This window comes from Bacteroides coprosuis, assembly GCF_020741705.1.
GTDB classification, from domain to species: Bacteria; Bacteroidota; Bacteroidia; order Bacteroidales; family Bacteroidaceae; genus Bacteroides_E; species Bacteroides_E coprosuis.
The window spans coordinates 1-21952 of the sequence record NZ_DYYK01000143.1; the positions used below are offsets into that span (position 1 = coordinate 1).

Below are 21952 nucleotides of genomic sequence, written 5' to 3' on the forward strand. Positions count from 1 at the left end.
CCCGATACAGCAGCTAAAACTATCCCGTTAATTGCTGGTGTCCAATAATGCATTAAAAATAAATAGGCCAATAAAGCTCCAGCGGGTTCAGATAATCCTGATAAAAAAGAATACCAAAATGCCTTTTTACGACTACCTGTTGCATGGTAAATCGGCACAGCTACAGCAATTCCCTCAGGAATATTATGAATGGCTATAGCAATGGTAATGGGTATAGCTACATCTAGCGATGTTAGTGCTGAGGTGAAAGTTGCTATCCCCTCTGGAAAGTTGTGAATAGCAATAGATAGAGCCACTACAATACCTGTCCTTTTCATTTGCAAGGTTTTGTCGTCCATATCTTCTACTCCTTGAACTTCGTGAGGGTTAATGGACTGTGGAATCATAAAGTCAATCAAGTTAATGATCGCAATACCTGCAAAGAAGGCTATAATTAGAAATAATGTACCTTGTTTTTCTCCATATATTGATCCTAGATTTTGCAAGGCTTCAGGCATCATTTCCATAAATGATACATAAATCATTATACCAGCAGAAAATCCGAGTGAAATACTTAAAAAATTTGTGTTTGTTTTCTTTGCTATAAGGGCTATTAAACTACCAATACCTGTAGATAAACCTGCGATGGTAGTTAAGAAAAAAGCAAATAAAACTTCTTGATGTGTTATTGTTATATCCATATGTTAGAAAAATGCTTGTTCATGTAATAAACAAGTTTGACACTGATTTGTTAGACGACCCTGATAGATTCTTGTATTTTAGACCTATTTTAAAGAGTCAAATAGCTTACATGTTTAGATTACCTAAACTCTGTATTTTACAAACTTATTATATGATGTGTTGATTATAAATAAAATAGCTCTGATAATATTGATCAATCAGAGCTGTTTTATATTTAAAATCTTTTAAAGTGATAGAGTTAAATTCCCTATTTAATTTCTCTAAACTAGTATTGATATCTTATTAATGTATGTAAAATAATTTACGAATAAGTGTGCTTATTCTTTTACTTAAGAAGATATATCCCCCCAATACCTATGCATTTCTGCTAGGATTATTTCATGGAGATGTGTGTATCTAAATTAGATAATTAGTTGGTTTTGAATTTTAAAGTGAGTGAGCTTTTATCACAAATAAAAAGTATTTTATACTAATTTACCTATCCATTCTTCTCTGCTTCCAGGTAATAAGTCTACCACCGGAATTTCAATCATAGTATATGCGCCAGGTTGTTGACGTGTTGCAGCCCTAGCCGAAGCAACTAATATTTGTGCAGTCAATGCAGGATTATTTATGGTCATACTAAATTCAAATAATTGATTTTGAGTTGTTCCTGATACTCCCTTTCGAGTAAGGTGCACACCATGCCCCATGTCTTTTAGAGAATCAACACAATCTACTTCCTTGACGTGAGTTTCATCATGAACGAAGTAGTCATCTTCCTTAATGTCTTTATCTACTTTAGCAAAAGAGGCTCCTTCTTCAAGTTCAACATAAACCATTCTTCTATGGATACCTGTACCTGTGGGTATAGTCATAGACAAAGCGTCTTTTACTCCTTTTACAGCTTTTACGGCAACAGTATGCCCCATGCTCATTCCTGGACCAAAATTGGTATAAGTTAGACCTTTGGGAGCCATAGCTTGTAGAAGTGCACGAACAATAGAGTCACTGCCTGGATCCCATCCACATGATATAATAGAGACAGAATTGTGTTTTTGTGCAATGGCATTAAGCTCTTTTCGTAAATCACTAATGCCCGTATGAATGTCAAAACTATCTACCGTATTAATTCCTAGTTCTAAAATCTCTTTAGCATAAGCTTCTACGGTACGACTTGGTGTAGAAAGAATAGCTACATCTACAACTCCTAATTCTTTGATATTTTTTACTACTCGATAGGGTGTTAATTCGATAGGTAGGTCTTCTGCGCCAGAACGACGAACGATACCTACTATTTCAAAATCAGGTGCGGTTTGAAGAGCTTGTAAGACATACTTGCCTATGTTACCATATCCTACAATTACTGCTTTTACTTTTTTCATAAATTATTTAGCTTTATGATTCGATTTTATCTATTTTTGTTTCAAAACTAATCAAATTATTCTTTTTTATGGTCAAATGTTTTGATAAAATTTGTCAATAACATAAAGAAATAGAGAGAGATACTATCTTTTTTAAAGACCAATTAAAGTCCTGTTTCTATGATTGAATATGTAAAAGGTGAGTTGGCTGAACTAACCCCAGCTCAAGCTGTTGTCGACTGTAATGGAGTAGGTTATGGTGTAAGTATATCACTAAATACTTATTCAGCATTACAAGGGAAAAAAGAATGTAAACTATACATACAAGAAGTTATTCGTGAGGATGCACACCAACTATTCGGTTTTATAAACAAAGAAGAACGAGAGTTGTTCTTGCTATTAAATTCCGTATCTGGTATTGGTGGTAATACAGCACGTATGATATTGTCTGCTTTAAGCCCAGTAGAGTTGGTGGAGGCCATTGGAACTGAAAACACCAAACTTTTACAATCTGTAAAAGGAATTGGTAAAAAAACGGCAGAGCGTATTATTGTTGATTTAAAAGATAAGATAAAATCAACAGCTATAGTTGAAAATGGTCATGTAACTGTAGGAGAGTCTACCCTTTCAGATATGGATATTTATAATGAGTCTATTTCTGCTCTGACCATGTTAGGCTTTGCTCCAGCTCCTACTCGTAAAGTGGTTCACGCTATTTTTAAAGAAAACCCAAATCACACCATTGAAGAGGTGGTAAAACTAGCTCTTAAGAGATTATAAATAGTCTGTTGGATTAAATTAATTTATGAATAATAAATCAGAAAAGATATATATGCAAGATTGGTTGTCTTTGCATACTTACCAGCAATCTTCTGCTGATGATCAGTGGTATTTAGAGTTTGCTCAAAACTTAATTCCTCTTTTAAAAGAAAGTTCTATTCTTCAAGAATTTACATTTGAAGAATATAAAGACTTAGCTTTGCTGTTGACTGTGTATTTTGAAGATGCAGTATCAGAGGGAGGAGGATGGATGCGCTTTAGAAATCGAATAGAAGAACTTTACCAAAAGAAATTGCCTTTCTATAACATCAAGAAAGATGAGTATTTCGATAGCGAAATTAACCGAGAAGACATTCAATTTGTAATCTGGTCTTTTTTGTCTTGTCCTCAAGATGAGATAGGAGATGACTATATTTTGATGAACCCTCTCGATAAGGAGTTAGAACAATTATCTAGCTCAATATTCAATTTATTGGATGAAGCTTTTGAAGATGCTCCTGTTACTGAGGCTGAATCAGCTGACTGGATAATGGATATGGAGTTGCTTCAGAGAAATGCAAAAGCAATGCCTTTGATTACTGCAGAACATTGTACATCAGCAAGCGCTAAAAAGCTATTAGAGTTTACTAAGGGATATCCTCTTCAATTCTTTGCTAGTTATGATGATTTAGCTCGTTTTTTTGTTGATATTTTAAAGTGGGAGGATAAAGAAGAATCTTTAATGCCCGAGATGAAACCTCACAAAAACTTTATTCTTTATGCAAACTCTAAAGGAATATTATTAGCTCCAGAAGCTGCCCTCTATTTCAAAGCAGACCAAAATCCTTTGTATGATGCCGATAAAGCTCAAGAGGAAAGTTATGTGTTGTTTTGTGAACAAGGAAGTTGCCCTTTCGATTTGCTAAAGTATGGTATAAGTCAAGGTTATCTAAAAGAAGCTGCTCTTCCATTTGATAAAGGACATCAGTTGTTGCAAGATAATTGGGACTTTATCACTAGGTGGTATTTGGGTGAATTTTATGAAGGAGATTGATTATGGGAAGATTCAAGAAAAAAGTAGAACAGCCTAGAAAAGTTCAATCTCAAAAAAAGAAATCGACAGGTAAGCGTGTCGGAAAATCAAAAACAAGTAAGGCAAATAATCAACTCAATCGAAGAGTGAAGTAAGAATATAAAAAAGAGGATATACTTTTGTTGATAAAACAGAGTATATCCTCTTCCTTTTTCTTCGAGATAGATTATTTTTCAAGATTGTCTATGGAGTCATTTTTCTCCATTCTCATCTTAACAAATTTCAATTTAAGATTAGCTTCTTCTCTTGCTTTATCAATTTCAGTGATAGTGTGAAGAATTCTTGCTAACTTTTCTACTTCAACAGCTGCTTTTATATCTGTTTTATGAAGAGTAAAGTTATAAGAGCGATCTCCAATGAATGTCACTTTTAAGCTTTTATCTTTATTTAGAATGATGAAGTTGATCAATCCATCATCTTGTCCCATTTTAAAATCTGATTTTTCGGATGTAATACCTAGATTTTCAGTTACAAAGGTATCATTAGACATGGGTGTCTCAGAAAAACTACCATCAGGAGCGCTCACTTTGACTGTATGATGATGAATAGCGCCTTTGCCCGAGTAAATAGAAGTCATGCTCATAACACCCTTTTCATTCACTTGAAAACGGAGGAATGAACGATTTAAATTCTTTTCTATGACTTGCTCGGGTATGATGTAATGTCCTATTTCTTGGTACTTTTCATCTTTTTCAAGTTTGTAGTTCTTTTTAATTGCTTCAAACTCCTCTTTTTTACTAGTTTCTAAACTATCTAAATAAGTTAAACCTCTTAACTGTTCTTCTTGTTCTATTTGTAGTATAAATCTGTTTCCAGCTTTTCTGGATTTAAAAGCTTTCGGGTAAAGAGTTTTTATGCTATCAATCTGGAGCTTTGCTTTAGTATAGTTACCTTCTTGGAAAGATAAATGAGCTGCATCAAGATATTTTTGTGCTTTATTATCCTCAGAAGGTCCGCAAGCACTAAATAAAATAACTGAAAAAAGAAGAATAATTGTTTTACGCATAGGTCAAAAGTATTTATTGTATAAGCAAAAATACAAATAATATCAGTTTTTTGTACCTTTGCAAGCTGAAACTTAAAATGAGAAAGATGAAAGAGTTGACAAGTGATGAATTGAAGAAAAAATTTGATAGTCCAATATTTCATCAAATATCCCAAACTGCTGACGAACTAAATTTAGAATGTTATGTAGTAGGAGGATATGTGCGCGATATATTTCTAGACCGTCCATCAACAGATATTGATGTTGTTGTTGTTGGGAGTGGAATTAAAATAGCCGAGGCTTTAACTCGCAAGCTAGGAAGAGGAGCCAATTTATCTGTCTTTAAAAACTTTGGAACGGCACAAGTAAAGTATAAAAACTTGGAAGTAGAGTTTGTAGGAGCTCGAAAAGAATCTTATCAAAGAGACTCCCGAAAACCAATTGTGGAAGATGGAACTTTAGAAGATGATCAGAATCGTAGAGACTTTACGATCAATGCCATGGCAGTATGTCTAAATCAGGAGCGTTTTGGTGAGCTAATTGATCCCTTTAATGGAATGAAAGATTTGGAGGAGAAAACGATACGTACTCCACTTGATCCAGATATCACCTTTAGTGATGATCCATTGCGTATGATGCGTTGCATCCGTTTTGCTACCCAATTGAATTTCTATATAGAGGATGATACTTTTGACTCTTTGGCTCGTAATCATGAGCGTATTGAAATTATCTCAAAAGAACGTATTGCCGATGAGTTGAATAAGATAATCCTTTCACCAGTACCCTCCAAGGGTTTTGTTGATTTGGATCGTTCAGGTTTGTTGGCTTTAATATTTCCAGAGCTTTTGGCCTTGCAAGGAGTTGAGACCGTAAATGGACGCGGGCATAAAGATAATTTCTATCATACCTTACAAGTCTTAGATAACATCTGTCAAGCTATAGATAACTTGTGGTTAAGGTGGGCCGCTTTATTGCATGATATTGCAAAGCCTGCAACTAAGCGATGGGATCCCAAAGCAGGTTGGACATTTCACAATCATAATTTTATAGGGGAGAAGATGATTCCTAAAATATTTAGGAAGATGAAATTACCTATGAATGAAAAGATGAAGTATGTTCAAAAGTTAGTGCGTTTGCATATGCGTCCTATCGTTATAGCCGATGATGAAGTAACAGATTCTGCTGTTCGTCGTTTGCTCTTTGAAGCAGGAGACGATATAGATGATTTAATGACACTTTGTGAAGCTGATATTACTTCTAAAAACTTAGAACGCAAGCAGAGATTCTTAAATAATTTTGCTTTAGTTCGTCGGAAACTTAAGTCAATAGAAGAAAAAGATAGAGTTCGTAATTTCCAACCACCAATCAGTGGGGAAGAGATAATGGAGATGTTTAATTTACCTCCTTCGAAAGAAGTGGGTTCATTGAAGACTGCTATTAAAGATGCTATTCTCGATGGAGTTATTCCCAATGAATATGATGCAGCATTTAATTTTTTAATGGATAAAGCGAAATCAAAAGGACTAACGATTCAATCAGAGTTTATGAAATAAACACAAAAAAGGCAGTTGCAACTGCCTTTTTTTACATCCTTAATCTGTATTTTAGGTAATAGTTTAGAACCTTAGTTCTTTTTTATTTGCTATAGCCTGATAGGATATTTATCTTTGACTAGATTAATTATGTTAAAATAAAACTATGTATAGAAAGCTATTTTATTTAGTCCTAGCTTTAGGACTCTCATTCAATCTTGTATCATGTTCTTCTTCAGGAAAGAGCGTAGGTAGCTTAGAAGGTATTGGACATTTCTCTTTTGAAGTCCTTGAGCAAATAAACCAACTAGAGGCAAAAGAACTTGTTGGTTTTTTTGCAACGACTAATGATATCAATAAATGCTTATCTGAAACTGTAAAAGGAGAAAAGACAAAGAATAGTCTTTATTCACTAATAGAAGATGAACAATCAGAACGACCACAATACTTATATAAATCCATATACAATACTAAGCGAGAAGCTGCAATGCTTGGTATTGAGTGGAATAAAGTAATATACTTAGATTATGTTATTCCTTATAGACAGAGTGAGCCTCCTTATAAGGGAGAGTTATTCTTTAAATATGGAGAAAGTGTTTACTCTGTTGGAGTGGAATCTATGAATATAGGGGATAATTATTACCTCACTAACTTATCAGGAATCCGAAAGGTTAGTCGATAAATATTAGCCCAGCTAAAATTTAGTTTTGGAGTGATAGGAGGTTTTTTATCAGAAAAGTCTCTTATTACTTCTACTTTTACAGAGGCTATTCCTCTTCTTATAATATCTAACTCTTTTGCAGCCAAATAAGATAAATCAATGATTCTCTTAGATTTGAATGGACCTCTGTCATTTACTTTGACATAGACTTCTTTTCCGTTGTGTTGGTTAGTTATTTTTAGTTTTGTTCCAAATGGATAGGAGGGATGTGCACAAGTTAATAAGTTCTTATTATATCGCTCTCCACTTGCTGTTTTATTTCCATGGAATCGGTTGTTATAAAAAGAAGCACTACCCACCTCTTCTTGAGCGAAAAGACAAGTAGTGCTAAATATTACACAAATAAGAAGTATTATTTTCTTACCCATTATTCTCTATTAAATTATACCTTGGCCTAACATAGCATCTGCCACTTTCATGAAGCCTGCAATATTAGCACCTTTTACATAATTCAAGTAACCAGATTCTTCTTTACCATACTGCACACATTGACTATGAATGCCATGCATTATTTGGTGAAGTTTTTGGTCAACTTCGGCTGCTGTCCATGGAAGGTGAAGTGCATTTTGAGACATTTCTAGTCCTGAAGTAGCTACACCGCCTGCATTTACAGCTTTTCCTGGTGCAAAGGTAATATTATTTTCTATAAATAAATCAATTGCTTCTGGTGTACAACCCATGTTAGATACCTCGGCTACACATCCTACCTTATTATTGATGAGCTTTTGAGCATCTTCTCCACTTAATTCATTTTGTGTAGCACAAGGCATTGCTATATCTACTTTGACTTCCCAAGGTTTTTTGCCAGGGAAGAATGTGGCTGAATGATATTTTTTAGCATAAGGCGCAACTACATCGTTTCCTGATGATCTTAGTTCTAGCATATAGTCTATCTTTTCACCTGAAATTCCTTCTGGATCTAGTATATATCCATCAGGACCAGATATAGTAACTACCTTGGCTCCTAGTTCTGTGGCTTTTGTTACAGCTCCCCATGCTACATTTCCAAAACCTGAAATAGCAACTGTCTTTCCTTGAATATCTTGGCCTTTAGTCTGGAGCATTTCATTTACAAAATAAAGAGCTCCAAATCCTGTGGCTTCTGGACGAATTACAGATCCTCCAAAGGATAGACCTTTTCCTGTAAAAGTTCCTGTGCATTCGTTGGTTAGTTTTTTGTACATACCATACATATAGCCTACCTCTCTACCTCCAACCCCTATATCTCCTGCTGGAACATCGGTGTCTGGACCTAAATATTTCCATAATTCTAAGATATAAGCTTGACAGAAACGCATGATTTCGGCATCACTTTTCCCTTTTGGTGAAAAATCAGAACCACCTTTACCACCACCCATAGGTAGTGTTGTTAAAGCATTTTTGAAGGTTTGCTCAAATCCTAAGAATTTAAGAATAGAAAGGTTTACAGATGGGTGGAAGCGAATACCTCCTTTATATGGGCCGATAGCGTTATTAAATTGAACTCTATAACCTAAGTTTACTTGAGGAGTACCTTTGTCATCAACCCAAGTAACTTTAAAAGTGAAGATACGATCGGGTTCTACTAAGCGTTCTATGATTTTGGCTTTTCCAAATTCAGGATGTTCATTGTAAACATCTTTAATGGATAGAAGAACTTCTTTTACTGCTTGATGATACTCTGGTTCTCCAGGGTGTTTAGCAGCTAAATCAGCTACAATTTGATCAATATTCATAGTTAAATTTTTAGTGAGGTTATTTGTTATTTAGAGCTGAAATAAACTCTTATATACAAATATATAGAATTATATATGGATTTGTCAATGAATGTTTGACTAAAAATGTTTTAAAAATAAAGCAGACTCCTTACATAATGAGGAGTCTGCTTCTATTTGATAATTAATATGTTAATTAAATTTGGGGTTCATTCCAAGGTTATACATAATGAAACCATACGTGTCTGCTTGTTCCTCTAGGACTTTGCCTATAGGTTTACCTGCTCCGTGTCCTGCTTTACTGTCAATTCTTATAACTGTAGGATTGGTTCCGTCGCTACATTCTTGTAAGCGTGCAGCAAACTTAAATGAGTGAGCAGGAACAACTCTATCATCATGATCAGCAGTTGTAACTAGTGTTGGAGGATAAGTGGTATTTGGCTTTAAACTGTGAAGTGGAGAGTAATTGTATAAGTACTCAAACATTTCTTTGCTATCTTCACTTGTTCCATAATCACTTGCCCAATTCCAGCCAATAGTGAATTTGTGGTAGCGTAACATATCCATTACCCCAACTTGAGGTACTGCCGCTCCAAATAACTCTGGACGTTGAGTCATACATGCTCCAACAAGCAATCCGCCATTCGAACCACCTACTATAGCTATTTTTTTAGCTGAAGTATATTTGTCTTGAATTAGATATTCTGCAGCACCAATGAAGTCATCAAAAACATTTTGTTTATTCATCTTAGTTCCTGCAATGTGCCAATCTTCTCCATACTCACCTCCACCACGAAGAGTAACTTGTGCATAAATACCACCGTTTTCTAGGAATGGTATTCTTGCAGCAGAGAATCCTGGATTTAAACTAATATTGAAACCACCATATCCGTAGAGATATACGGGGTTAGAACCATCTTTAACTAGACCTTTCTTATGAGTTAGGAACATCGGAATCTTAGTTCCATCTTTGCTCTGGAAGAAGACCTGATAACTTTCATATTCATCTGGGTTGAAATCCACTTTAGGAGCTCTGTAAAGCTCATAAGAGTTTGCGTCAATATTGTATTTGTAAATAGAAGTAGGAGTTGTAAATGATGTAAACACCATAAAGCATTCTTTCTCCTCTTTATCACCCGTAAAACCTACACTACCTACCGATGGTAATTGTACTTCTTGAATTAATTTGCCATCTAAACTATAAATAAATGGGTGGCTAGATGCATCTTTATCGTAAGTGATAAATAGTTTATTATCTATAAACTGAGCATCTGCAATAACCGATTCTTGATTGGGAATCAATTCGGTCCATTGTCCTATTTGCGGATTGTTTGTATCTGCTACCATAATACGGTAGTTTGGAGCTTGGAAATTTGTTAAGATGTAAATCTTATCTCCAATAACATCAAGGGGGGAGTAAGTATAATCAAAATCTGTAGCCAAAGAAACAATAGGGCTGTTTGCTTTTTTAAGGTCTTTCATAAATAAAGCATTACCTCTGCCTTCTCCAGATTCATAAATAAATAAGATCGTTTCATCTTCGCTAACACTAGCTGAATAAAAACGGAGTGGGTGCTCTTTATTCTCATAGACTAACTTATCATCTGCTTGAGGAGTACCCAATTTGTGGTAATAAATCTTATGATTTTCATTTTTACTAGAGAACTCTGATCCCTCTTTAGGAGCATCATAAGCACTATAATAAAAACCGTCACCACACCAAGATGCACCTGTAAACTTAGCCCATACGATATGATCTTGTAGCGGTTGTTTGGTTGCTGCGTCCATTACATAAATTTCTGTCCAGTCTGAGCCGCTTCTCGAAATGGTGTATGCAGCGTATTTGCCATCTTTGGAGAAACTTAAGCCTTTTAATGCTACAGTTCCATCATCTGATAGCTTATTAGGGTCTAAAAATACCTCTGGAGTGTCTTCCAATGTTTTTTGTGTATAGAGTACACTTTGGTTTTGCAAACCATCATTCTTGTAAAAATAGTATTGACCATATTTTTTAAATGGTGCACTCATTTTTTCATAGTTGGTAAGATCTGTCAGTCTCTTTAACAGAGCTTGTCTAAATGGGATCTGCTGTAAGTAAGCATTAGTTACTTTGTTTTGAGCTTCTACCCAAGCTGCTGTTTCAGCTGAGCGATCATCTTCCAACCATCGATAAGGGTCGGCTACTTCTGTGCCAAAATAAACATCTACCGTGTCTACTTTTTTCGTTTCAGGATAAGTAATAGACTTATTCTGTTTTGTACTGCATGAACTAATCATAGCTCCTGTTAATAATAATAACGTTGTTTTCTTCATAAGATATAAATAGAATAGTTTGACTTCATAAGGGGAACTGAAACAAAATTAAGTAAAAAATCAGAATTATTCAGCTCTTCGATTTAGAACAATTATATTTGTAATATAAGGCAAAAACTATAAAACATGAAATTAAATTCCTTTTATAAACAAATGGATGAGTGGACAGCTCAAAATATCCCTTATTTATTTATAATAGACTTTGAAAAACAAAAGCCTATACTGAAACAATTATCTGATTTAAAGAGTAATGAGTCTGAAATAAAATACGAATTCCCTCACTATTCCAACTGCTCTAATGGAGATAAGTATATCGTTGCAAAGTCGGACTTGATTCTAGAAAAAAAGCCTTATAGCTTCGATTCTTATCTAGCCAAATTTGATCAGGCACAAGCTCTTTTTGTAAAGAAAAATGTAGATGTTATCAACCTTACTACGCCTACTCCTGTTCATTTGCATACTTCATTCGAAAATATATTTAGGGCAGCCCATGCAAAATATAAAGTGATGTTGAAAGATAAGTTTGTGTGTTGTACCCCCGAAATATTTGTTCGAATTGATGAGAAGGGTGTGATTTCTACTTACCCTATGAAGGGTACTATAGATGCAAATATTCCGAATGCAGAAGAACTTATACTGAATAGTCCAAAGGAAATAAGAGAACACACCGCTACTGCTCATTTACTGAAAAGGGAGCTTTCAGAAGTGGCTAATAACGTGTCAATTCCTCGCTTTAGATATATTGATAGACTTCATACGAATGACAAAAACTTACTCCAAGTCAGTTCTGAGGTCTCTGGCATGTTAAAGGATGAATATAGAACAGCCTATGGTAAGCTATTTGATAAACTTACCCCCGCAGGTTCTATCGTTGGGACTCCAAAGAAAGAAGCCTTAGAGATTATTACAGAAGTAGAAGGTTATACGCGTAGTTATTATACAGGTGTATGTGGAATATTTGATGGTAAAACTTTAGATAGTTGCGTGTTAATACGTTTAATCGAAAAAGAGAATGATCAGTTCTTTTATAAAAGCGGTGGTGGTGTAACGTCTGATAGTATAGCCAAAAGTGAGTATGAAGAAATAAAAGATAAAATTTATGTGCCGTTGGATTGAGTCTATCGCTCTCAGAAATGGGCGTTTTTTGAACCTTCGATATCATCAAAATCGATTAAATAATACACTGTTGGAGCATGGTGGGAAGCCCTTTTTATTGCTTGATACTTTATTAGCAACTCATAAAACACCTCAACAAGGCTATTATAAAGTTCGTATCTTATATAGTAAGGATCGCTTTTTACAAGTTGATTTAGCGCCTTATCAACCCAAAGTATGGAAGCGTTTTGAATTGGTTGAGGCTACTCACTTAAATTATTGTTTTAAAAGAGAAGATAGGGCAGCACTCGATTCTTTGAAAAAAGAACAAGACGTAGAAATCATTATTACTCAAAATGGATCAATAACAGATACTACTTATTCTAATCTTATTTTTGAGAAAGATGGGGAGTGGTTTACTCCAGAAACTTACTTACTCAAAGGAACACAAAGACAAATTCTTTTAGATACACATAAAATAAAAGAGGCTAAGATTACTCAGTGTAACTTAACCTCTTTTAATCATTTCAAAATGATAAATGCGATGATGACTTTATCCGAATCACCTACTTACTCTATTGATCAGATAAGTAAGGGTAAACGTTCATTTATTCCTTCTACTTAATGCTTTATAAACAGGTATAAACACCAATAAAGTAGCAATAATAAGTGATAGAATAACAGGACCATCTAGTGTAGGTGTTCCTGATATAATAATAGTCATAAGTATAGCCCACATTAGAATGATGCATACTATCTGAAAATTGGATAAAGGCTTTCGACGTTTAGGTATCATTTTTTATTTTTTTCAATCATTGCATCAATTACTGCAATAGCTGTTGTGTTAACAATGTCTCTAACAGAACTTTCTAAGTCGGTAAAGTGAATAGGTTTATTCAACCCCATCTGTATAGGACCTATCAATTCAGCATCTGTCATTCCTTGTAATAATTGGTATGCAGAGTTTGCCGAACTCAAGTTAGGGAATACAAATGTATTAACTTCTTTACCTTTTAGTTTATTAAATGGATATTTTTTATCTCTTAGATCTTTGTTCAGTGCAAAATTGATTTGCATTTCGCCATCAATTAATACTTCTGGGTGATATTTATGAAGATGAGAGATGGCATTATGTACTTGTTCTGGGCTACCTCCCGTATCTGCACCAAAGTTGGAGAAGCTAATCATAGCCATTACTGGTTCATAATTAAATGTTTTGACAGTATTCTCTGTTAATAGAGCAATGTCTATAAGACTATCTGTACCAGGTAAACGGTTAATTAAGGTGTCTGCTAGGAAATAAGGACCTTTTTTGCTGTTTAAAATATGAAGAGTACCGAAGTGTTCAAAACCTTCACGAATACCAATCACTTCTTTTGCAACTTTGATTGTGTCACTATATTTAGAATAAACTCCCGTAATGAATGCATCTGCTTCACCTGTTTCAACCATCATCATACCAAAGTAGTTGCGATCGAACATTCTGTCATTAGCTTCATCAACAGTCATACCTTCACGTGCACGTTTCTCTGCCAATAGTTTGGCGAATTTTTCGCGTCTTAGTGTTTCCTTTTCATTGCGTAGATTAATTAATTCTACACCATCAAGAGAAAGATCCAAGTTGTGTGCAAGGCGTGTGATGTGATCTGTATTACCTAGTAAAATAGGGTAGCAGATTCCTTCTTCTTTAGCTTCGATAGCTGCTTTAAGCATATTAGGGTGTCCACCTTCTGCAAAAACGACACGTTGAGGATCACGGCGAGCTGTTTCGTAGAATTGACGAGTTAACTTACTTTCATAACCCATTAATTCTCGTAGCTTATCTTGATATACTTCCCAGTCTTTTATTTCAACTTGTGCTACACCAGTTTCCATAGCTGCTTTAGCTACAGCAGTAGAAACCTCTGTAATCAGACGTTGATCTACAGGTTTTGGTATAAAGTAATTCGGACCAAAGCTTAAGTTGTTTACACTATATGTCTTATTTACTAGTTCGGGTACTGGCTGTTTAGCTAGATTTGCAATCGCATGTACAGCAGCAACCTTCATTTCTTCATTAATTGATGTTGCACGTGTATCTAGAGCTCCACGGAAGATGTAAGGGAACCCAATCACATTGTTGATCTGATTAGGATAATCACTTCTTCCTGTTGCCATTAATACATCAGGGCGTGCATCCATTGCATCCTCATAAGAGATTTCTGGTACAGGGTTGGCTAGTGCAAAAACGATTGGTTTGGCAGCCATACTCCTAACCATGTCTTTTGAAAGAATATTGCCTCTTGATAAACCTACAAATACATCAGCACCTTTAATAGCTTCAGAAAGTGTACGTGCTTTGGTATTTTCATTAGCAAACTCTTGTTTTTGCTCATTTAGATCTGTACGACCTTTGTAAATGACTCCTTTACTATCTAGCATAGTGATGTTTTCTTTCTTAGCTCCCAACATCATATATAGTCTAGTACATGAGATAGCTGATGCACCAGCCCCATTTACTACAATTTTAACTTTGTCTATTTTCTTTTCAGCAACCTCAAGTGCATTGATTAACCCCGCAGCAGATATAATTGCTGTTCCATGTTGATCATCGTGCATAACAGGAATGTCCAATTCCTCTTTAAGTCTTCTTTCGATTTCAAAACATTCGGGTGCTTTAATATCTTCTAGATTAATACCTCCAAAAGTAGGAGCAATGGCTTTTACTGCTTCGACAAACTTGTCTGGATCTTTTTCATCCAATTCTATGTCAAAAACATCAATGCCTGCATAAATCTTGAAGAGCAGACCTTTTCCTTCCATAACAGGTTTCCCGCTCAATGCGCCAATATCTCCTAGACCTAATACTGCAGTACCATTTGAAATAACTGCTACAAGGTTCCCTTTTGCTGTATATTTGTAAGCATCAAGTGGATTCTCTTGTATAGACAGACAAGGTTCTGCTACACCAGGTGAGTATGCAAGAGATAAATCTGTTTGAGTGCGATAGGGTTTTGTTGGAACCACTTCTATCTTCCCAGGCTTTCCTTCAGAGTGATACCGAAGAGCCGCTTCCTTTGTGATTTTCATTGATTCAGGATATGTTATTAGTTTTTAATATTGATTCTAACAAATATACATATTAATAACCGTGTATGTTGCTTGAATAGTCTGAAAGCTTGTTAACATATATGAATTGAAACGATACTATTTTAAGATACTTATGAATATCTATGTCTTTTGAAAAAAATAAGTCAATCTGCTTTGTCTAAAACCCACGAATGACTTACTAAAGCATTGTTGGTGATTCTATATCTTACCTTTTATTGAAGAAATTAAGTATGAAAAAACTATAAATATGAGTTCTTGATAAATCTTTATTTCAAGTAAGAGAGTCAATTAAAAATACATTGTTTCAGGGGTGTTTCATCAGGATTAAGTAGATGTTCTGACACCGACATGAGAATGCTTTGACACCGACATGTAATCATCATGTCGGTGTCAAGATAAAATAGAGTGTTTTTATAGGTGAGGTTTATAGGGGCTAAAAATGATTTTGGATTGAGATTACAAAAGAGATGTTTTTAAATCTTTATACCCTTGTATAAAGGTTCTTCTATAAAAAAAGAGGCTTAGCGTTTTTGAGCTAAACCTCTTTTGAAATTAGTTTGATAGTTTTATTTTACCTGTGCTAAAGCTTGTTTTATATCAGCAATTATATCATCTGCATCTTCTATGCCTACCGAAAAACGAATAAGGTCTGGACGTATGCCAGCCTCCATCAGCTGTTCATCAGATAGTTGCCTGTGTGTATGACTCGCAGGGTGTAATACACATGTTCTAGCATCTGCTACGTGTGTTACTATAGCAGCCAATTTTAATGAGTCCATAAATTTGATAGATTCTTCTCTACCACCTTTTAAACCAAAAGAAATGACACCACAAGATCCATTAGGCATATATTTCTTAGCAAGTTGGTAATAAGGGCTAGTAGGCAAGTCACAATAATTAACCCATGCTACTTTATCATTTTTCTCAAGATATTGAGACACTAGAAGTGCATTTTTACAATGTTGAGGCATTCTTAAGTGTAGTGTTTCTAAGCCAATGTTGAGTAAAAAAGCATTTTGTGGGCTTTGTGTACTACCTAAATCACGCATTAACTGCACTGTCGCTTTAGTTAAATATGCCATTTTACCAAAAGACTCTGTATAGGTTAGTCCATGATAAGATTCGTCAGGAGTACATAATCCAGGGAATTTTTCGCCATGTGCTGCCCAATCAAAGTTTCCGCTATCTACAATACAACCTCCTATGGCAGAAGCATGACCATCCATATATTTAGTGGTAGAATGTACTACTATATCTGCACCCCATTCAAAGGGTCTACAATTTATGGGAGTAGGGAAGGTGTTATCTATAATTAAGGGTACGCCTTTCTCATGGGCTATCTTGGCAAATTTTTCTATATCTAAAACCTCTAAAGTAGGATTGGATACTGTTTCCCCAAATAAGGCTTTAGTGTTAGGACGAAAAGCTTTCTTTATTTCTTCTTCACTATCGTTTGGGTTGATGAAGGTAACATCAATACCTAGTTTCTTCATTGTCACGCCAAATAGGTTGTAAGTACCTCCGTAAATAGCAGATGAAGACACAAAATGATCTCCTGCTTGGCAAATATTGAAAATGGCAAAGAAGTTAGCTGCCTGTCCACTCGATGTAAGCATACCACCAATACCACCCTCTAGAGCAGCAATTTTTGCAGCAACCGCATCTGTTGTGGGATTTTGTAATCGGGTATAAAAATATCCAGAATCTTTTAGGTCGAACAAACGTCCCATTTGGTCACTCGTTTCATACTTAAAAGTTGTACTTTGATAGATGGGGAGTACTCTAGGTTCTCCTTTTTTAGGCTGCCATCCACCTTGAACACAAATTGTTGAACGTTTTGTTTCTGTTTTCATTTTTTCAGTTATTAAAGTATAATAAATAAGGATTGATTTGATATGCTTTATTTACAAAAATAGAAAATTTAATGTACTTTTGACAGGACGACAAATATTTAAGAAATAGTAACATAATGAAAAAAATGCTTATTACCTGGGTGTTTCGGGCTATTTGTATCTTTATATTATCTACACCTTTGGTTTGTGGAACTGTACAAGCACAAGATCAAAAAGTTATTAAGTCCCAACCCAAAGCTGGTGAGGGTGTCTATGAATTCCTTTTGCGAAATAAGCGTAGCTTAGATTATTATAAAGCTTTTGTAGAATTAAATAAAAAAAGATTAGGTAAGGATAACTCTCTGAAACTAGGTTTTTACTATATAATACCCCCTAAAGACAGTATTAATGAACAGACTTCAAATGATGATGTGGTGAGTACTGATGTTACAGATACAACTGATGTAGCAATTAAAAGTGCACCAGCTCAATCTTCTTCACGAGTAGGAAAAACCATTACAGAACCTCTTTTTGGAGCTGGAAAGCAAACCTTTAAAATAGAATCAGATCGACTAAAAGATGCTTGTTTTTATGTAGTAAGTGGTCATGGCGGTCCTGATCCTGGTGCTATAGGGAAAATGGGTAGACACCATTTGCATGAAGATGAATATGCTTACGATATAGCTCTTCGCTTAGCTCGTAACTTGATGATACAAGGTGCAAAAGTTCATATTATCATTCAAGATGCGAAAGATGGTATTCGTGATGATAGAATTCTATCCAATAGCAAGCGTGAAACTTGTATGGGAGATAAAATTCCCTTAGATCAATTAAGTCGTTTAAAACAACGAACAGATAAAATTAATAAATTATACGAGCAAGATAAAAAGAAGTACAAATATTGTAGAGCTATCTTTCTGCACCTAGATAGTAGAAGTCAGAAAAAGCGTGTTGATGTCTTCTTTTATCACTATGGAGCAAATGCTAAAGGCTTAGAGTTAGCAGAAACAATGAAAGCTAATTTCTCTTCAAAATATGATATTCACCAACCTAATAGAGGTTTCTCGGGCACAGTTAGTACACGAAACTTGTATGTGCTTAAAAATACTAGCCCTATAGCCCTATTTGTAGAGTTGGGTAATATCCAAAATAGCTTTGATCAGCAACGTTTTGTAGTTAGCTCAAATCGCCAAGCATTGGCAAAATGGATGGCACACGGCTTCATTACTGATTATGAAAATCAGTTGAAGAAATAAAGGATGATTATTTCGGTTGAGGGATATATATGGAAAATGATGCAAAGTGTTATTATGATACTCTTTGGAATATTATAACAAATAAAGAATCTTCACTAGTATTTAAATATAAACAGTTAAGAAGCTTATTAGAAAGAATATGTAAAGCAGAAATGAGTTCGGTTGATCTTCAAGCCACCGATCTTTCTGCTCGAATAAGTTATATTTCAGACAAGTTTAATTTGTCGTATTCAGAACAACAGAGGCTGCATAGTTTTCGATTAACTTCTAATGCTCTGTTGAATGATGAAGATGAACCTCAGTCCAATCTATTCTTAAGAGATTTAAAAACAATCTCTTTTTTTATTCGTAAACTTTATGGAATAGATATTCCCAATGAGCTTTATCAAGCACTTCCTAAACAAGATGCTACTTATCATGTAACCAATTTGGGTGAGGAGTCAATGAGGCAAATGAGAGTTTGTTATCAATATGCTGATGAAGATTATTTGTATGTTCTTGCGGTAGACTGTGTTACTCCAGAATTACTAAAAGTACGATATAACGTGGCTGAAGTGAATGATGAGTTTGAAGATATTCACAATATTCTTTGGCCTCATGCTCAGCTCAATCTTCTTGATATAAATATAGATAAAGATGGAATTTTAACGCCCAGGATGTTTGTGCTTGAGCCCGATTATTTAATTGATATTAGTGCTTTGGCAGAATGCTTCCGTCCCTATGGCAGTCATCCTTTAAATTATATTCTTTCTCGCCTTCAATCTATTGATAATCCTCGTCCTTTGCTGCTGGGTAGCATTGCCAACCATTTTCTTGATGAATGGATTTACTTAGGTGATGAGCTCAATTATAAGGAGAGCATGAAGAAAGTCTTTAAGAAATATGCTATAGAGTTAGCTTCTTGCCCTGATTTGGACGACCGTAAAACAGAGATACAGTTTTTTCAAGACTGTCAGATGCATTTTCAGAATATTGGTGAAGTAGTGAATAAAACCTTCGAAATGGAAGGATATAAACTGAATAAAGAAGATGCTGTGTTAGAGCCCTCTTATATTTGTGAGTCTCTAGGAGTACAGGGGCGTTTAGATTATATGCAGAGAGATATGTCTTCTTTTATAGAGATGAAGTCTGGGAAGGCTGATGAATATTCGTTACCTGGTAAAATTGTTCCACATATTAATAATAGAGTGCAGATGTTACTTTATCAAGCTGTTCTTTATTACAATATGAATCAGGATAAAAGAGATGTCCGCGCCTACCTTTTATATACACGTTATCCGTTGCTATACCCTGCACGAACTTCTTGGAGATTAATCCGCCAAGCAATTCATGTGCGTAATCAAATAGTAGCAACAGAATATAAAGTTCAATCGGAAAATTCACTAGAATATACCGAAAAAGTATTGCAGCAGATCTGTCCAGACAACTTAAATTTAAAAGGTTTGACTGGCAAGTTTTGGGAGAAATACTTAGCACCCAATATAGATGCTCTTCGTCTTAATTTGTTGAATTTAACAAAAGAAGAAAGAGCGTATTTTTATGCTACTTATAACTTCATAACCAAAGAGCTCTATACCTCAAAATCGGGCGATATGGCCTATGAGGGAAAAAGAGGAGCTGCAAGTTTGTGGAATGCTTCTTTTCAAGAAAAGTGTGAAGAAGGATCCATTGTCTTTAATTTAAAAATAAAAGAGAACAGAGCAGCCGATTTACATAAGCCTCATATTTTACTAAGCAGAGAAGAACTCAATGAGAGTGGAAGTTATGCTTTACCTAACTTTAGAGAAGGTGATGCTGTGGTTTTGTATGAGCGTAATAGGGGAACAGATGATGTTACCAACAAACTTGTGTTTAAAGGAAATTTGGAATACTTATCTGAAACTACAATTTGTATTCGCTTAAGAGCAGCTCAACAAAACTTAAATGTGCTACCTCAACAATCGTATTATGCGATCGAACCCGATAGCATGGATACGACTTTCAGAAATATGTATTTAGGGTTGGATGCTTTTCTTTCGGCTAATAAAGAGAGAAGAGAACTTCTTTTAGGTCAAAGAACACCCCACTTCCTCCCTAATTATGATACAGAAGTAGAGAAAGCTAAAAATGATCTAGATCGAATTGTCAAAAAGGCATTGGCAGCACAAGATTATTTCTTGCTGGTAGGTCCTCCAGGTACTGGTAAAACCTCATTTGCTTTGCGTAGTATGGTAGAGGCTTTCTATGAAAAAGAACAAACGATATTATTATTGGCCTATACAAATCAAGCTGTAAATGAAATATGTAAGGCACTCTCTCGTATTGAGCCTTCCATTCATTATATTCGTATTGGCAGTGAATTATCTTGTGAAGGATCTTATAGAGGACATTTGCTCGAAACTGTATTAGAAGATTGTAATAATCGCACAGCTGTACGAAATAAAATCTATGGATGTAGAGTTTTTGTCTCTACAGTAGCTAGTTTGAGTGGGAAGCCCGAAATATTCAAATTAAAAAGATTTGATGTAGCAATTGTAGATGAGGCTTCTCAGATACTAGAACCCCAATTATTAGGACTATTATCTGCTAAAACACCTAAAGGAGAAAATGGAATAGGTAAGTTTGTATTGATAGGAGATCACAAGCAACTGCCTGCTGTTGTTCAGCAGAAAGAAGAAACGTCTGCTATTAAAGATCCATCGCTAAACAAACTACAAATATTTAATATGCGTGATGCTCTTTTTGAACGTCTTTATCGATTGAATGCTCCAAAGAGTATAGATTGGTTGACTAGTCAAGGCAGAATGCATCCAGAAATAGCTGAATTTACAAATCATTACTTTTATCAAGATCGTTTAACTTGCTTGAATCTCCCTCATCAAAAAGAGATAGTTAGACCTATTGTTCGACTTTCTATACGTCCAAAAGAAGAGGTGCAAGATTTAGAGGGTAGAGTCACTTTTATTGAGGCTGATTATGAAGATTGTCCAGAATCATATAAGATAAATCACTCTGAAGCTGCTATTGTTGCTCATATTGCACATCAAGTTTATGAACAACTTCACGATAGTTTTGATGCAAATAAAACCTTGGGAATTATTACGCCTTATCGCTCTCAGATAGCTCTTATCAAGAGTAATTTAGAACAGTATGGACAAGAAGATTTGTCTGCTGTTTTAGTTGATACTGTAGAACGGTTTCAGGGTAGTGAACGGGATATTATAATATATTCTTTTTGCGTTAATGCACCATATCAATTGGATTTCTTATCTAATATATTAGTTGAGGGCGATGCTCAGATAGATCGGAAGTTGAATGTGGCTTTGACTAGGGCTAGAAAACAGTTGTTTCTTACTGGAGTTTCGAGCATTTTGAAATTAAACCCGATATATAAGGCTCTGTTAGACTATATTACTAAGTCAAAATAGTATTTAAAATTAATTATTATTCCTACATAATGATGTTTATTAACTAGCATTGCTGTAATGTTATTCTATCTTTGCAGCACGTTTTTTCATAAAGAGAATATTTTAAGGTTAGGAAAAAGGGATTTATACAGCCGTATAAATCCCTTTTTAT

18 protein-coding genes are annotated in these 21952 nt (G+C 35.0%); 9 read left to right on the forward strand and 9 right to left on the reverse strand.

Going from position 1 to position 21952, the window contains the following annotated elements; all coding sequences use genetic code 11:
* Both zupT and K8V80_RS08600 read right to left on the reverse strand, forming a co-directional pair.
* A partial coding sequence (gene zupT, locus K8V80_RS08595; RefSeq protein ID WP_276777054.1) for a zinc transporter ZupT occupies positions 1-680 on the reverse strand: 680 nt, incomplete at its 3' end.
* A gap of 465 nt (positions 681-1145) precedes the next feature.
* Entirely contained in the window at positions 1146-2045 is a 900-nt protein-coding gene (locus K8V80_RS08600) for a diaminopimelate dehydrogenase (protein ID WP_276777057.1), read from the reverse strand.
* 159 nt (positions 2046-2204) lie between these two features.
* Between K8V80_RS08600 and ruvA the strand changes: the two genes are divergently transcribed.
* Genes ruvA through K8V80_RS08615 form a run of 3 tightly spaced genes read left to right on the forward strand, consistent with a single transcriptional unit; the run spans position 2205 to position 3971 of the window.
* Positions 2205-2804 carry a Holliday junction branch migration protein RuvA gene (ruvA, locus tag K8V80_RS08605; RefSeq protein WP_006743398.1) on the forward strand — a complete coding sequence of 200 codons (600 nt, stop codon included), beginning with the start codon at positions 2205-2207 and terminating at the stop codon, positions 2802-2804.
* Positions 2805-2829: 25 nt separating this feature from the next.
* A complete protein-coding gene (locus tag K8V80_RS08610) occupies positions 2830-3837 on the forward strand; it encodes a DUF3843 family protein (protein ID WP_006743397.1) in 1008 nt (335 codons plus the stop codon).
* A gap of 2 nt (positions 3838-3839) precedes the next feature.
* Complete coding sequence (locus K8V80_RS08615; protein WP_006743396.1) at positions 3840-3971, forward strand: hypothetical protein; 132 nt, start codon at positions 3840-3842, stop codon at positions 3969-3971.
* 71 nt (positions 3972-4042) lie between these two features.
* Here K8V80_RS08615 and K8V80_RS08620 read toward each other — a convergent pair whose 3' ends face one another.
* Entirely contained in the window at positions 4043-4882 is an 840-nt protein-coding gene (locus tag K8V80_RS08620) for a hypothetical protein (protein WP_006743395.1), read from the reverse strand.
* Positions 4883-4968: 86 nt separating this feature from the next.
* On the opposite strand from K8V80_RS08620, the gene K8V80_RS08625 reads away from it, so the two are divergent.
* Both K8V80_RS08625 and K8V80_RS08630 read left to right on the forward strand, forming a co-directional pair.
* On the forward strand, positions 4969-6414 hold the full coding sequence (locus tag K8V80_RS08625) for a CCA tRNA nucleotidyltransferase (protein ID WP_276777088.1): 1446 nt from the start codon (positions 4969-4971) through the stop codon (positions 6412-6414).
* Between the two features lie 145 nt (positions 6415-6559).
* A complete protein-coding gene (locus K8V80_RS08630) occupies positions 6560-7075 on the forward strand; it encodes a hypothetical protein (protein ID WP_006743393.1) in 516 nt (171 codons plus the stop codon).
* Here K8V80_RS08630 and K8V80_RS08635 read toward each other — a convergent pair.
* The 3 genes from K8V80_RS08635 to K8V80_RS08645 form a co-directional block, all read right to left on the reverse strand.
* The gene (locus tag K8V80_RS08635; protein WP_006743392.1) at positions 7033-7482 is read right to left on the reverse strand and encodes a septal ring lytic transglycosylase RlpA family protein; all 450 of its coding nucleotides are present in this window, start codon (positions 7480-7482) and stop codon (positions 7033-7035) included. The two genes, K8V80_RS08630 and K8V80_RS08635, sit on opposite strands and share 43 nt — an antisense overlap.
* Positions 7483-7491: 9 nt before the next feature.
* Positions 7492-8829, reverse strand: a complete 1338-nt coding sequence (gene gdhA, locus K8V80_RS08640) for an NADP-specific glutamate dehydrogenase (protein ID WP_006743391.1) — start codon at positions 8827-8829, stop codon at positions 7492-7494.
* 171 nt (positions 8830-9000) lie between these two features.
* Positions 9001-11121, reverse strand: a complete 2121-nt coding sequence (locus K8V80_RS08645) for a prolyl oligopeptidase family serine peptidase (RefSeq protein ID WP_276777065.1) — start codon at positions 11119-11121, stop codon at positions 9001-9003.
* A 126-nt stretch (positions 11122-11247) separates the two neighbouring features.
* Here K8V80_RS08645 and K8V80_RS08650 point away from each other — a divergent pair, with 126 nt between their 5' ends.
* Together K8V80_RS08650 and K8V80_RS08655 are read left to right on the forward strand one after the other, a co-directional pair.
* Positions 11248-12237 carry an aminodeoxychorismate synthase component I gene (locus tag K8V80_RS08650; protein WP_276777068.1) on the forward strand — a complete coding sequence of 330 codons (990 nt, stop codon included), beginning with the start codon at positions 11248-11250 and terminating at the stop codon, positions 12235-12237.
* Entirely contained in the window at positions 12221-12841 is a 621-nt protein-coding gene (locus K8V80_RS08655) for an aminotransferase class IV (protein WP_006743388.1), read from the forward strand. Before K8V80_RS08650 ends, K8V80_RS08655 begins: the two co-directional genes overlap by 17 nt.
* Here K8V80_RS08655 and K8V80_RS08660 read toward each other — a convergent pair.
* The 3 genes from K8V80_RS08660 to K8V80_RS08670 all read right to left on the reverse strand — a co-directional run bounded on the left by K8V80_RS08660 (position 12821) and on the right by K8V80_RS08670 (position 17159).
* A complete protein-coding gene (locus K8V80_RS08660) occupies positions 12821-13012 on the reverse strand; it encodes a hypothetical protein (protein ID WP_006743387.1) in 192 nt (63 codons plus the stop codon). The genes K8V80_RS08655 and K8V80_RS08660 overlap by 21 nt on opposite strands.
* Positions 13009-15285 (reverse strand): NADP-dependent malic enzyme, encoded by a 2277-nt coding sequence (locus K8V80_RS08665; protein WP_006743386.1) that lies wholly within the window; start codon positions 15283-15285, stop codon positions 13009-13011. Before K8V80_RS08665 ends, K8V80_RS08660 begins: the two co-directional genes overlap by 4 nt.
* A gap of 587 nt (positions 15286-15872) precedes the next feature.
* Complete coding sequence (locus K8V80_RS08670; RefSeq protein ID WP_006743385.1) at positions 15873-17159, reverse strand: O-acetylhomoserine aminocarboxypropyltransferase/cysteine synthase family protein; 1287 nt, start codon at positions 17157-17159, stop codon at positions 15873-15875.
* Positions 17160-17275: 116 nt separating this feature from the next.
* Here K8V80_RS08670 and K8V80_RS08675 point away from each other — a divergent pair, with 116 nt between their 5' ends.
* Positions 17276-18394 carry an N-acetylmuramoyl-L-alanine amidase family protein gene (locus tag K8V80_RS08675; protein WP_276777074.1) on the forward strand — a complete coding sequence of 373 codons (1119 nt, stop codon included), beginning with the start codon at positions 17276-17278 and terminating at the stop codon, positions 18392-18394.
* A 29-nt stretch (positions 18395-18423) separates the two neighbouring features.
* Complete coding sequence (locus K8V80_RS08680) at positions 18424-21801, forward strand: DEAD/DEAH box helicase (RefSeq protein WP_276777077.1); 3378 nt, start codon at positions 18424-18426, stop codon at positions 21799-21801.
* Positions 21802-21952: the final 151 nt, after the last annotated feature.

What these genes read in the sequence shown, in the direction of transcription:
- K8V80_RS08600 (WP_276777057.1), bottom strand. Translation starts at nt 2,045, where the DNA reads ATGAAAAAAGTAAAAGCAGTAATTGTAGGATATGGTAACATAGGCAAG.
- ruvA (WP_006743398.1), top strand. Translation starts at nt 2,205, where the DNA reads ATGATTGAATATGTAAAAGGTGAGTTGGCTGAACTAACCCCAGCTCAA.
- K8V80_RS08610 (WP_006743397.1), top strand. Translation starts at nt 2,830, where the DNA reads ATGAATAATAAATCAGAAAAGATATATATGCAAGATTGGTTGTCTTTG.
- K8V80_RS08615 (WP_006743396.1), top strand. Translation starts at nt 3,840, where the DNA reads ATGGGAAGATTCAAGAAAAAAGTAGAACAGCCTAGAAAAGTTCAATCT.
- K8V80_RS08620 (WP_006743395.1), bottom strand. Translation starts at nt 4,882, where the DNA reads ATGCGTAAAACAATTATTCTTCTTTTTTCAGTTATTTTATTTAGTGCT.
- K8V80_RS08625 (WP_276777088.1), top strand. Translation starts at nt 4,969, where the DNA reads ATGAAAGAGTTGACAAGTGATGAATTGAAGAAAAAATTTGATAGTCCA.
- K8V80_RS08630 (WP_006743393.1), top strand. Translation starts at nt 6,560, where the DNA reads ATGTATAGAAAGCTATTTTATTTAGTCCTAGCTTTAGGACTCTCATTC.
- K8V80_RS08635 (WP_006743392.1), bottom strand. Translation starts at nt 7,482, where the DNA reads ATGGGTAAGAAAATAATACTTCTTATTTGTGTAATATTTAGCACTACT.
- gdhA (WP_006743391.1), bottom strand. Translation starts at nt 8,829, where the DNA reads ATGAATATTGATCAAATTGTAGCTGATTTAGCTGCTAAACACCCTGGA.
- K8V80_RS08645 (WP_276777065.1), bottom strand. Translation starts at nt 11,121, where the DNA reads ATGAAGAAAACAACGTTATTATTATTAACAGGAGCTATGATTAGTTCA.
- K8V80_RS08650 (WP_276777068.1), top strand. Translation starts at nt 11,248, where the DNA reads ATGAAATTAAATTCCTTTTATAAACAAATGGATGAGTGGACAGCTCAA.
- K8V80_RS08655 (WP_006743388.1), top strand. Translation starts at nt 12,221, where the DNA reads ATGTGCCGTTGGATTGAGTCTATCGCTCTCAGAAATGGGCGTTTTTTG.
- K8V80_RS08660 (WP_006743387.1), bottom strand. Translation starts at nt 13,012, where the DNA reads ATGATACCTAAACGTCGAAAGCCTTTATCCAATTTTCAGATAGTATGC.
- K8V80_RS08665 (WP_006743386.1), bottom strand. Translation starts at nt 15,285, where the DNA reads ATGAAAATCACAAAGGAAGCGGCTCTTCGGTATCACTCTGAAGGAAAG.
- K8V80_RS08670 (WP_006743385.1), bottom strand. Translation starts at nt 17,159, where the DNA reads ATGAAAACAGAAACAAAACGTTCAACAATTTGTGTTCAAGGTGGATGG.
- K8V80_RS08675 (WP_276777074.1), top strand. Translation starts at nt 17,276, where the DNA reads ATGAAAAAAATGCTTATTACCTGGGTGTTTCGGGCTATTTGTATCTTT.
- K8V80_RS08680 (WP_276777077.1), top strand. Translation starts at nt 18,424, where the DNA reads ATGGAAAATGATGCAAAGTGTTATTATGATACTCTTTGGAATATTATA.